At 71.1% G+C, this 10,399-nt stretch carries 13 protein-coding genes and 1 pseudogene; 10 read left to right on the top strand and 4 right to left on the bottom strand.

Going from position 1 to position 10,399, the window contains the following annotated elements; translation table 11 throughout:
* Nucleotides 1-20: 20 nt before the first annotated feature.
* The gene (locus VJR25_RS04710; protein ID WP_324113039.1) at nt 21-506 is read right to left on the bottom strand and encodes a ferritin-like domain-containing protein; all 486 of its coding nucleotides are present in this window, start codon (nt 504-506) and stop codon (nt 21-23) included.
* A gap of 191 nt (nt 507-697) precedes the next feature.
* Here VJR25_RS04710 and VJR25_RS04715 point away from each other — a divergent pair, with 191 nt between their 5' ends.
* Genes VJR25_RS04715 through VJR25_RS04745 form a run of 7 tightly spaced genes read left to right on the top strand, consistent with a single transcriptional unit; the run spans nt 698 to nt 7,683 of the window.
* Nucleotides 698-1,582, top strand: a complete 885-nt coding sequence (locus VJR25_RS04715; RefSeq protein WP_324113042.1) for an SDR family oxidoreductase — start codon at nt 698-700, stop codon at nt 1,580-1,582.
* Between the two features lie 19 nt (nt 1,583-1,601).
* Entirely contained in the window at nt 1,602-2,066 is a 465-nt protein-coding gene (locus tag VJR25_RS04720) for a hypothetical protein (RefSeq protein WP_324113044.1), read from the top strand.
* A complete protein-coding gene (locus VJR25_RS04725; RefSeq protein WP_324113046.1) occupies nt 2,063-2,704 on the top strand; it encodes a gluconate 2-dehydrogenase subunit 3 family protein in 642 nt (213 codons plus the stop codon). The genes VJR25_RS04720 and VJR25_RS04725 overlap by 4 nt, the downstream gene beginning before the upstream one ends.
* Nucleotides 2,701-4,338, top strand: a complete 1,638-nt coding sequence (locus tag VJR25_RS04730; RefSeq protein WP_324113048.1) for a GMC family oxidoreductase — start codon at nt 2,701-2,703, stop codon at nt 4,336-4,338. The genes VJR25_RS04725 and VJR25_RS04730 overlap by 4 nt, the downstream gene beginning before the upstream one ends.
* 34 nt (nt 4,339-4,372) lie before the next feature.
* Nucleotides 4,373-6,199 (top strand): thiamine pyrophosphate-requiring protein, encoded by a 1,827-nt coding sequence (locus VJR25_RS04735; protein WP_324113050.1) that lies wholly within the window; start codon nt 4,373-4,375, stop codon nt 6,197-6,199.
* Entirely contained in the window at nt 6,192-7,337 is a 1,146-nt protein-coding gene (locus tag VJR25_RS04740) for an enolase C-terminal domain-like protein (RefSeq protein ID WP_324113053.1), read from the top strand. Before VJR25_RS04735 ends, VJR25_RS04740 begins: the two co-directional genes overlap by 8 nt.
* A gap of 7 nt (nt 7,338-7,344) precedes the next feature.
* Nucleotides 7,345-7,683: an ATP-dependent DNA ligase gene (locus VJR25_RS04745; RefSeq protein ID WP_324113055.1), complete on the top strand. Its 339-nt coding sequence runs from the start codon at nt 7,345-7,347 to the stop codon at nt 7,681-7,683.
* A gap of 29 nt (nt 7,684-7,712) precedes the next feature.
* Here VJR25_RS04745 and VJR25_RS04750 read toward each other — a convergent pair whose 3' ends face one another.
* Both VJR25_RS04750 and VJR25_RS04755 read right to left on the bottom strand, forming a co-directional pair.
* Nucleotides 7,713-8,126, bottom strand: coding sequence for a CBS domain-containing protein (locus tag VJR25_RS04750; RefSeq protein ID WP_324113057.1), 414 nt, complete (start codon nt 8,124-8,126; stop codon nt 7,713-7,715).
* Nucleotides 8,127-8,215: 89 nt separating this feature from the next.
* Nucleotides 8,216-8,635, bottom strand: coding sequence for a hypothetical protein (locus VJR25_RS04755; RefSeq protein ID WP_414683736.1), 420 nt, complete (start codon nt 8,633-8,635; stop codon nt 8,216-8,218).
* Nucleotides 8,636-9,004: 369 nt separating this feature from the next.
* On the opposite strand from VJR25_RS04755, the gene VJR25_RS04760 reads away from it, so the two are divergent.
* Nucleotides 9,005-9,166 carry a hypothetical protein gene (locus tag VJR25_RS04760; RefSeq protein ID WP_324113059.1) on the top strand — a complete coding sequence of 54 codons (162 nt, stop codon included), beginning with the start codon at nt 9,005-9,007 and terminating at the stop codon, nt 9,164-9,166.
* A 139-nt stretch (nt 9,167-9,305) separates the two neighbouring features.
* Nucleotides 9,306-9,722, top strand: coding sequence for a (deoxy)nucleoside triphosphate pyrophosphohydrolase (locus VJR25_RS04765; protein WP_324113061.1), 417 nt, complete (start codon nt 9,306-9,308; stop codon nt 9,720-9,722).
* A 62-nt stretch (nt 9,723-9,784) separates the two neighbouring features.
* Here the strand turns inward: VJR25_RS04765 and VJR25_RS04770 are convergent, their stop codons facing one another.
* Nucleotides 9,785-9,976: a hypothetical protein gene (locus tag VJR25_RS04770; protein WP_324113063.1), complete on the bottom strand. Its 192-nt coding sequence runs from the start codon at nt 9,974-9,976 to the stop codon at nt 9,785-9,787.
* Between the two features lie 182 nt (nt 9,977-10,158).
* On the opposite strand from VJR25_RS04770, the pseudogene VJR25_RS04775 reads away from it, so the two are divergent.
* Nucleotides 10,159-10,399, top strand: a pseudogene (locus VJR25_RS04775) (DNA topoisomerase IB); the annotation flags it as partial.

Here is a 10,399-nt window from a genome sequence, read left to right on the forward strand (position 1 = left end):
CGGCCAGGACCCGTTCCCGTTCACGCCACGCGTGCGAACTGCTTCGCCTTGGCGAGCAGCTCCTCGCTCGCGTGCTTCTCCTGCTGGAGGTTCCGGGTCAGCAGGTCCACGACCGTCGCCTGCCCCATCCCCTCGGCCGCCGCGATGAGCGCCTCGTACGCCGCGATCTCGTAGTGCTCGGTGCCGAGCGCCGCCGAGACCGCCACGGTGTCGATGACGTCGTCGCCCGCCTTGCGCAGCAGCGACGCGCCCTCCTTCGCGAGTCCCCTCGTCGTGGGGCTCGGCTCGGACTCGGCGGAGATGCCGAGCTCGGTGCAGACCGCCTGCAGATTCTCGATCTGCCCGCGGGTCTCGGCGGCATGGTGCCGGAACATCGCCTTGAGCTCCGGCGACGCCGCCGCGGATTCGAGGTCGCCGAGCATCTGCAGGGAGTCGTCCTCCATGCTCATCGCCGATCCGAGCTGGTACTCGAAGAGTTCTCGGGGTGTGTCGAAGTGTTCGAACATCCGCATCCACCTTTCTGGTCAGGTCCGACGACCCTGCCACCGCGCCCGCCCTGTCGCGTCCCCCTTGACAAAATCCGGTGCGAGCCCGACTCTGCGCGTCTGGTGCAGTCGGCGGCGGATGTCAAGGGGGGAGGCGTCCGCGGCGATCGCGTGCATGATCGCTGGGACGAGACGAAGGGATTGGACACCTCATGTCGACCCAGCTCCACGATCCCCGCCAGATGCACCGACCCGAGGGGTTCGGCGGCCAGGAACAGCAGCAGCCCGGCGACGTCGACGAGACGCGCCCGGAGCCCGACCACGGCGAGAAGACGTACGTCGGCCACGGCCGGCTGGTCGGTCGGCGCGCCCTCATCACGGGTGGCGACTCCGGGATCGGGCGCGCCGTCGCGATCGCCTATGCGCGGGAGGGCGCCGACGTGGCGATCGTCCATCTGCCGGAAGAGCAGCAGGACGCGGACGAGACGGTCGGGCTCATCGAGGATGCCGGGCGCCGCGGAGTGTCGCTGGCCGGAGACGTCTGCGACGAGGCGTTCGCGGCATCCGTCGTGGGCCGCACCGTCGACGCGTTCGGCGGACTGGACCTGCTCGTGCTGAACGCGGGCTACCAGAAGGACCGCGAGAGCCTCGCGACCCTGGCGACCGAGGAGTTCGACCGGGTGTTCCGCACCAATCTGTACGGCCTGCTGTTCACCGCCCGCGAGGCCGTCCCGCACCTGGAGCCCGGGGCATCCGTCATCGTGACGTCCTCCATCCAGGCGTTCCATCCGTCGCCGTCGCTGATCGACTACGCCATGACGAAGGCGGCCCAGGTCGCGTTCGTCCGGGCGCTCGCCGAGGAGCTCGGTCCCCAGGGCGTGCGCGTCAACGCCGTCGCCCCGGGACCGATCTGGACGCCGCTGATCCCCGGCACCGGGTGGGATGAGGAGCGGCTCGCGTCGTTCGGGCAGGACACGCCGCTCGGCCGTGCCGGGCAGCCCGCCGAGCTCGCCGGCGCGTACGTGTATCTGGCCTCCGACGACGCCTCGTACGTCTCCGGGGCGGTGCTGCCGGTCACCGGGGGGAAGGCGCTCTGATGCTGCGGAGGGATGTGTGATGGCCGGTCTGCGACGGACGGGGAGGCGCGCTCTGCCGGCCGCGCCCGAGCGGCTGATCGACGATGTGCGGCACGGCCGGTTCGAACGTGCCATGTCGGCGTGCGCCGCCACCGGCGCGCTCGTCACAACGGCCGAGATCTACTTCGAGCACGACAAGGCGAGCTTCGGCGACCCCTGGATGTGGGTGCCCATCGCGCTCGGGCCGGTGCAGGCCGTCGCGGCCACGGCCGGCTTCTTCCGCAAAGGGGCGGCGAAGACCGTGCTGCCGGTGGCATCCCTGCTGGTCGTCGCCAACGGGCTGCACGGCACGTATCTGCATGCGCGCGGCATCGGCCAGAAGCCGGGCGGCTGGCGCAACTTCCGCTACAACATGGAGATGGGGCCGCCGCTGTTCGCGCCCCTGCTGGTGACCCTCGTCGGCGGGATGGGACTGCTCGCCGCGATCCTGAGGCGCGAACGATGAGCATCGCCCGCCCCTTCGAGAACGAGCCCCGCTTCCCCGGATTCCACCCGCTGACCGAGGAGCAGCGCTGGGACGAGGCGACCCGGGATCGCGTGCGCTGGCGGACCGACCCGCCGCCCCCGCACTTCTTCACCTCCGAGGAACAGCGCACCGCCGGGGCGCTGCTCGACCGCCTCATGGGCCAGCCTCCGGGCCCCGACGGACGGCACGTGCCGCTCATGGCGATGGTCGACGTGCGCCTGACGCACGACCAGACCGACGGGTGGGCGTACGACACCATGCCGGCCGACCGCGACGCCTGGCGTTGCAGCCTCGCCGCACTCGACGAGGACGCCCACGACCGCGCCGGCTGCTCCTTCGACGCCCTCGACGAGACCGCGCAGTGCGAACTCATCGAGGCCGTGCGAACCTGGCCCGGCGATCGCTGGCACGACCTCCCGCCGGTGCAGCTGTGGAGCCTGTGGACCCGCTACGCGGCCACCGCGTTCTACTCGCATCCGGGAGCGTGGGCCGAGATCGGCTTCGACGGCCCCGCGTATCCGCGTGGATACCGCAACCTCGGCATCGACCGCCTCGAGGGCATCGAGGTGCGCGACGCCGACCCCGACGCCGGTGCGCGCTCCGCGGAGGCCGGATGACGGTGCGCAGGCGCAACGGCTCCGCCTGGCTGCTCGACGGCCGCGGCGCGATCACGCCCGAGCTCATGCGGGGCATGCGCCGGTACTCCGACTCCGAGGAGCTGGATGCGGTCATCGTCGGCGCAGGGGCCGGAGGCGCCACGATGCTGCAGCGGCTCGCCCGCCACGGCTGGCGGGTGGCGGCGCTCGAGGCGGGGCCCTTCTGGAACCCGGAGACGGACTGGGTCAGCGACGAGGCGGGCGCCCACGACATCTACTGGACGGAGCCCCGGGAGATCGGCGGCGACGACCCGGTGCCGCTCGGCTCGAACAACTCGGGCCGCGGGGTCGGCGGGTCGATGATCCACTTCGCCGGCTACGTGCCGCGGCTGCACCCCAGCGACTTCCGCACGCACAGTCTCGACGGCGTCGGCATCGACTGGCCGCTGTCGTACGACGACCTGCGTCCCTACTACGCCCACCTCGAGCAGGAGCTGCCGGTCGCCGGCGACACGTGGCCCTGGGGCGACCCGCACCCGTACCCGCAGCGGCCGCACCCGGTCGGCGGCAACGGCGAGATCTTCCAGCGGGGCGCTGCAGGTGCCGGCATCCGCGCCGCGGTCGGCCCGGTCGCGATCTCGAACGGCCGCTTCGGCAACCGCCCGCACTGCATCTACCGCGGGTTCTGCCTGCAGGGATGCAAGGTCAACGCGAAGGCGTCCCCGCTCATCACCCACATCCCGGATGCCATCGCGAACGGGGCCGAGGTGCGGGCGGACTGCATGGTCACCCGGATCGAGGTCGACGAGCGCACCGGCCTCGCGACCGGCGTGCGGTACTCCCACGGCGGACGCGAGTATTTCCAGCGCGCCCGGGTCGTGATCGTCGCGGGCTACTCGATCGAGACTCCTCGGCTGCTGCTGAGCTCCACCTCGCGGCGGTTCCCCGACGGCCTGTGCAACGACCACGACCTCGTCGGCCGGTACGTGATGGTGCAAGGCGCCCCGCAGACGGCCGGGCGCTTCGCCGAGGAGATCCGCATGTTCAAGGCGCCGCCCCCCGAGGTGAGCACCGAGCAGTTCTACGAGACCGATCCGGCCCGGCCGTGCAAGCGGGGCTTCAGCATCCAGAACGTCTCACCGCTTCCCATCACGTGGGCGGAGCACGTCATGGCCCAAGGGCACTGGGGGCACGAGATGCGACAGCGGATGGCGGACTACGTGCACTGGGCCTGCCTGGGCGCGCTGTGCGAATTCCTGCCGCTCCCGGACAACCGGGTCACGCTCACGGACGTGGAGGGCCCCGACGGCATGCGCATCCCGCGGTTCGCGTACAGCCAGTGCGACAACGACCGGATGCTGGTCGAGGCGGCGGAGCGGGTCATGCGGGAGATCCTGCACGCGGCCGGCGCGACCGAGACCATGACGATCCAGCGGTTCGCGCACCTCGTCGGCGGGGCGCGCATGGGCGAGACCCCCGAACAGGGCGTCGTCGACCGCGACTGCCGGGCGTTCGCCGTGCGCAACCTGCTCGTCACCGACGGCAGCGTGCTGCCCACGCAGGGCAGCGCGAACCCCGCCCTCACCATCATGGCGATCGCCGCGCGCGCCGCCGATCGCCTCGCGGCCGCGCCCGGCGGCCCGGTGCCCGGGTGAGCCGACCGGACATCGCACAGAGAAAGGGAACATCATGACCAGGACAGTCAGCGATCTCGTGATCGAGCTGCTCAAGGAGTGGGGAGTCACCCGCATCTACGGGTTCCCCGGCGACGGCATCGGCGCGTTCGACGGAGCGCTCGGCGCGGACGACCGCCGCGACGACGGCCTGAAGTACGTGCGCCCGACGCATGAGGAGATCTGCGCGCTGATGGCGACCGCGCATGCCAAGTTCACGGGAGAGGTCGGCGTGTGCGTCGCCACGTCCAGTCCGGGTGCGTTCCACATGCTCAACGGCCTGTACGACGCGCAGATGGACAACCAGCCCGTCGTCGCCATCGTCGGCCAGCAGGGTCTCGCCGCGCTCGGCACGGCCAATCAGCAGGAGAACAACCTCGAGCGGGTGTTCCAGGATGTCGCCTGCTATGTGCAGACCATCGTGAGCCCGGCCCAGGTCGAGGCCGTGGTGGATGCCGCCTTCCGCACCGCGAAGCTGCGGCTGCAGCCCGCGGTGGTCGTGCTGCCGCACGACGTGCAGGCGATGCCCGCGCCGGAGGCGCCGCGCGCGCACTGGGTGTCGCGGTCGAGCTCCGCCGCGCCGTCCGCGCAGGTCGTGCCGTCGCACGCGCAGCTGCAGCAGGCCGCCGACCTCATCAACGCCGGCGAACGCGTCACCTTCCTGGTCGGCGCCGGGGCGTCCGGCGCCACCCACGAGGTGCTGCGCGCCGCGGAGCTGGCCGGGGCCGGCATCATCACCGCGCTGCGCGGCAAGGACGTGGTGCCCGGGGACGTGCCGCACCACACCCAGCAGCTGGGCCTGCTCGGCTCCCTGCCGAGCCTGCATCAGGTGGCGCGCTGCGACACGCTGGTGCTGCTCGGCACCAACTACCCCTACGGCGAGTTCCTGCCGCCGAGCGGGTCCGCGCGCGCCGTGCAGATCGACCTGCGGCCCGAGCAGCTCGGCCTCCGCTATCCGACCGAGGTGAATCTCTGGGGCGACGTGCGCGCCACCCTGCAGGCCCTGAACCCGCTGCTCGACGAGAAGCGGGACCGGTCGTGGCAGGCCGAGGTGGCCGCGGAGATGCGGGACTGGGAGGAGGAGATGAAGGCGCAGGCGTACGTCGCTTACGACGACGGCGCGAACCCCCGCCGCTTCTTCCACGAGCTCAACACGCGCCTGCCCGACGATGCGATCGTCACCGCCGACGCGGGCACCACGGCGGACTGGTACGGGCACCACATCCGCCTCCGCCGCGGGATGCGCGGCGACCTCTCCGGCCGCCTCGCCACGATGATGGCCGCCATGCCGTACGCGGTCGCCGCGAAGTTCGCGTACCCCGATCGGACGGTGGTGTGCACCATCGGCGACGGCGCGTTCCAGATGCTCGGCATGAACGAGCTCATCACCATCCGCAAATATCAGCGCGAATGGACGAACAAGAAGCTCGTCATCCTCGTCATGCACAACAACGACCTGGCCCAGGTGTCGTGGGAGATGCGCACCGAGGACGCCGACCCGGTGTGGCGGGGCGCGCAGGACGTCGAATCGGTCGACTACGCGGGCTACGCCCGGCTGCTCGGGTTCCAGGGCATCCGCGTGGACGACGACGAGCAGGTCGGCGCGGCGCTCGACGAGGCGTTCGCCCACGACGGCGTCACGCTCATCGACGCATACGTCAGCCGCAACGTGCCGCCGCTGCCGCCGCACATCACGAAGGAGTACGCGAAGAACGTGGGCAAGGCCCTGCTCGAGGGCGACCCGTTCGAACGGGACGTCATCAAGGACTCGGCACGGGCCATCGCGACCGAGGCCGTCGAGCGCGTGAAGGGCGCCCTGCACGTCGGGCACCGGGATGAGTGAGGGCCGGGCGCGGGTGTCCCGCGTGCAGGCCGGCACCTACCGCATCCCCACCACCCTGCGCGGCCGGGTGCGCCCGGAGTCGGACGGTACGGCGACCTGGGACCACACCGACGTCGTGGTCGTGATCGTGCACGCGGCGGGGGAGACCGGGCTGGGCTACGCGTACGCGTCCCCGGCGGCGCTCACCGTCGTCCGGGACACGCTGGCGCGCGTCGTGCTCGGCTCGGATCCGTTCGACACGACGCACACGTTCTGGGCGATGGCCCGGGCGGTGCGCAACATGGGCTGGCCGGGCATCGCGGCGGGGGCGATCTCGGCGCTCGACGTCGCCCTGCACGACCTGCGGGCGCGGCTCCTCGGCGTGTCGCTCATCGACCTGCTCGGAGCAGCGCGCCCCCGCGTGCGCGCCTACGGCAGCGGCGGATTCACCGACTACTCGGACAACGAGCTCGCCGGGCAGCTCGCCGGCTGGGCGGAGCAGGGGATGACAGCGGTGAAGATGAAGATCGGCTCCGACCCGGCCGACGACTCGCGCCGCACCATGGTCGCCCGTGCCGCGATCGGCAACGACGTCGAGCTGTTCGTCGACGCGAACGGGGCCCTCGACCGCAAGCCGGCGCTCGCGCTCGCCGAGCGGATCGCGGCGGATGCCGGGGCCACCTGGTTCGAGGAACCGGTCTCCAGCGACGACCTGGCGGGGCTGCATCTGTTGCGTCAGCGGTCGCCCGCGACCATGCAGATCGCGGCCGGGGAGTATGCGTACACGCCGGCATCCTTCCGCCTCCTCATCGACGCGCAGGCCGTCGACACCCTGCAGGCGGATGCCACGCGCTGCGGCGGCGTGACCGGGTTCCTGGGGGCTGCGCAGCAGTGCATCGCCGCCGGCATCCCGCTGAGCGCCCACACCGCGCCCGCCCTGCATGCGGTGCTCGGATGCGTCGCGCAGCCCGTCGTGCACATGGAGTCCTTCCACGACCATGAGCTGGTCGAGGCTCTGCTGTTCGACGGGGTCAGTCCGCTCGTCGACGGATGCCTCGAGCCGCGCCGTGACCGGGCCGGCCACGGTCTGCGCCTCGGCGACCGCGGCACGGAGTACCGCACGGCCTGGGAAGATGAGGCAGGGAACCACGACGAGTGAGGGAGCGATGGGCAAATTCATCTACGACCAGTCGGTGAAGGCCGAATTCGAAGACCGCGCGTTGGCGCATCTGCTCGTTGTGATCGGCGCGAAGCTGCGCCGCGGCGAGGCGTTCCACTTCAGCTGGCGCGAGGACCTCAGCGTCGGCGGGGGACGCACCACGGTCTGGATGCACCCCGGGGTGTCGCTCGTCTACAAGTTCGCCGGCAGTCGTCGGCCCACCCTGAATCGTGCATGGGTGGACGCGCTCGCGATTGCGGCGAACTCCCCTGGCGGATTGTACCTCGTGCCCGAGCCCGCGCTCGACGACCCCATGGACAACGACGCGGCCGGGGCGCTCCCGTGAGCGCCCCGGCCGCCGGTCGCTGCTCCCTGCTAGAGAGAGATCTCTGCGAGCGCCTCGCCGGCATCCTGGGGTGACGCCCAGCGGGCCACATCCGCCTGACTGATGATGCCGACGAGGTCGTGCCCGTCCGCGACGAGCAGCCGGCGCACCTGATTCCGGCTCATCGTCTTGAGCACCTGATCGACATCGTCAGCGACCTGCACCATCACGAGCGGCCCCTGCGCCAGATCCCCGGTGCGGGTCGTGGCGGGGTCGCCGTTGCGCGCGATGCAACGCACCACGATGTCCCGGTCGGTCAGCATCCCGATCAGCGTGCGGTCCGCTCCGCAGACAGGCAGCGCCCCCACGCTGAGCAGGTCCATGGCCTTGGCCGCGTCGACCAGAGTCTGATCCTCATCGATGCACTGTGGCGCCGATGTCATGATGTCTCGGGCAGCGGTCATGATCGTCTCCGTTTCCTCGACGTCCGGCCAAAGTAGGAGTCTTCGGATCGAGCCGCGAGGGGGTTGACAGATGACGCCATCTCTGGGCGCTATGAGACCGGCTCCACGGCGTCGTCCTCATCGAGGGACCGGGAGAGCTCGACGACCTCCGCGGCAGCCGGAGCCTCATCCGGATCCGGCTCGGTCGTCGGGACGTAGATGGGCGTGGTGTCGAAGTGCTCGGGCACGAGCTGGATGCCTCCGGAGGTGTTCGCGGAGTGCGCGAGCTCCTCGATCCACTCCCGGCTCAGCTGCGGTGCCACCGGCTCGTCGAACACGAAGCGCAACGGGATGGACGGATGCAGCCAGATCGTCGTGCGGCCGCGCGGCTGATCCTCGGGATGCCGCCACGACAGGGTGAAGCTCTCCCGGCGCCGCAGCTTGGTCGCGATGACGATCTTCAGGTGCGCAAGGGCTCGGTCTTCGATGTCGATCGGGGTTTCGCCGCCGCCGTAGTAGATGGTTCCCATGTCGTTCTCCGCTCACGCGCTGTCATGTCTGTCGGATGCAAATGCGTGTACTGCGGTGGGGCAGGCGTCGACGTGCAGCGCCGCCCGGGCAGTTGACCATTGTCTCGCGAGCATCTGGAGATCCTCTGCCGCGTCGGGCTCGGCCAGGCCACGAACGCGGTCGCTCCGGTGTTCCGGACGCACGGGCGATCCGCGGAACAGGCCGTTGACCTGGGATTGTCTCGTCTGCAACGGTTCCTCTCACGTACATAGCGACGCATCGATCCGTTTGTCAACCCCCTCGGTGTCCGTGCCGCGGCCGCTTAACGTCGAAGCTGATCCACCCAGGAGATCCACCACAGAGGAGATCCACCACAGACGGGAGTCGAGATGACAATCCTGATCATCATCATCGCCATCCTCGCGGTCATCGCGCTGATCACCGGAGGAGTCGTGCACGCACTGAACTTCCTCCTCTGGATCGGAATCGTGCTGGCGGTCATCGCGATCATCGTCTGGCTGCTGCGGGTGATCACCGGCCGCAGGGCGTGATCACGGGCCCCGCAGGGCCGACCGAAGACTCGCGCTTCGCAGCCCTTCATCGCAGCCGGAGGGCGTGCGGAGCGTGACAGGGGAAAACAAGGGGAAGCGGACGCGGCGTGGGGCACGCCGCGTCCGCTAGTTTGTGCGGGTGGTCGAAGCGCAGGATGCCGTCGAGCCGTTGCACGTCGTGGCGGCGATCATCGCCGACGGACCGCACGTGCTGGCGTGCCGGCGCCGGGCGCACAAGGACGCCGGCGGCCGGTGGGAGTTCCCCGGCGGCAAGGTCGAACCGGGGGAGTCGCCCGGCGACGCCCTGCGTCGCGAGATCCGCGAGGAGCTGTCGGCCGAGATCGACGTCGTCGGCGAGCTGACCACGGACGACACCCGCGTCGGGTCCCGCGTCATCCGGCTGACGTGCCTGCGGGCCCGGCTCACCGGAGCCCGCCCGGTGCGCAGCACGGATCACGACCGGCTCGTCTGGCTGCCGCCCGCCGACCTCGGCGCGCTGGATTGGGCGGAACCCGATCTGCCCGCCGTCCGGCTGCTCGCGGCATCCGCGGAGTGACCGCATGAATCGGGCGTGGTCGCGGCCCGACGCCTGCGACCACGCCCGGGACTGACCCCGGCCTACGCCTCCGCGTCGTCGGGTTCGTCCGGGTCGTCCCCGTGCTCGGCGGCGAGGCGGTCCGCCTCCGCGCTGTCGACGTCGTCCGCATTCGCGTCCGGGTCGAGCACCGGCGTGCCGTCGACCTCGACGGTGTCGGGCTCGTCTTCGTCGCCCAGGGGCAGGGGGAGGTTGTTGGGGTGCTGGTTGGACATGGTGGCTCCTCTCGCCGATTCGAGGTCGACGGTAGAAGGGGTGCGGCGGGCGGTCGACGGGGTTGACAGGGCGCCGGATCGCACGCCGTACCCGCCGCGGCGCGCGCCGGCAACCCCCTTACCCGGGCGGACCGCACCGGGTGGCATACGACCAGGCAGGATGCCGCAGCGAAGGAGGGACCGTGCCGAGACTCGTCCGTGTGCGCCCCGGCGTCGACCCGGGCTTCCGGCGGGTGCGCGCCGGCGCCGGCTTCCGGTACCTCGACGCGCACGGCGCCGACGCGCCCGAGGCCGTGCGTCGCCGCATCCGCGCGCTCGTGATCCCGCCCGCGTGGGACGACGTGTGGATCTCGGCGGAGCCGCGCGGGCACATCCAGGCGGTCGGCACGGACGACGCCGGGCGCCGCCAGTACCTGTACCACC

This window comes from Microbacterium sp. (assembly GCF_035277845.1).
Lineage (GTDB): Bacteria > Actinomycetota > Actinomycetes > Actinomycetales > Microbacteriaceae > Microbacterium.

What these genes read in the sequence shown, in the direction of transcription:
- VJR25_RS04710 (WP_324113039.1), bottom strand. Translation starts at nt 506, where the DNA reads ATGTTCGAACACTTCGACACACCCCGAGAACTCTTCGAGTACCAGCTC.
- VJR25_RS04715 (WP_324113042.1), top strand. Translation starts at nt 698, where the DNA reads ATGTCGACCCAGCTCCACGATCCCCGCCAGATGCACCGACCCGAGGGG.
- VJR25_RS04720 (WP_324113044.1), top strand. Translation starts at nt 1,602, where the DNA reads ATGGCCGGTCTGCGACGGACGGGGAGGCGCGCTCTGCCGGCCGCGCCC.
- VJR25_RS04725 (WP_324113046.1), top strand. Translation starts at nt 2,063, where the DNA reads ATGAGCATCGCCCGCCCCTTCGAGAACGAGCCCCGCTTCCCCGGATTC.
- VJR25_RS04730 (WP_324113048.1), top strand. Translation starts at nt 2,701, where the DNA reads ATGACGGTGCGCAGGCGCAACGGCTCCGCCTGGCTGCTCGACGGCCGC.
- VJR25_RS04735 (WP_324113050.1), top strand. Translation starts at nt 4,373, where the DNA reads ATGACCAGGACAGTCAGCGATCTCGTGATCGAGCTGCTCAAGGAGTGG.
- VJR25_RS04740 (WP_324113053.1), top strand. Translation starts at nt 6,192, where the DNA reads ATGAGTGAGGGCCGGGCGCGGGTGTCCCGCGTGCAGGCCGGCACCTAC.
- VJR25_RS04745 (WP_324113055.1), top strand. Translation starts at nt 7,345, where the DNA reads ATGGGCAAATTCATCTACGACCAGTCGGTGAAGGCCGAATTCGAAGAC.
- VJR25_RS04750 (WP_324113057.1), bottom strand. Translation starts at nt 8,126, where the DNA reads ATGACCGCTGCCCGAGACATCATGACATCGGCGCCACAGTGCATCGAT.
- VJR25_RS04755 (WP_414683736.1), bottom strand. Translation starts at nt 8,635, where the DNA reads ATGGGAACCATCTACTACGGCGGCGGCGAAACCCCGATCGACATCGAA.
- VJR25_RS04760 (WP_324113059.1), top strand. Translation starts at nt 9,005, where the DNA reads ATGACAATCCTGATCATCATCATCGCCATCCTCGCGGTCATCGCGCTG.
- VJR25_RS04770 (WP_324113063.1), bottom strand. Translation starts at nt 9,976, where the DNA reads ATGTCCAACCAGCACCCCAACAACCTCCCCCTGCCCCTGGGCGACGAA.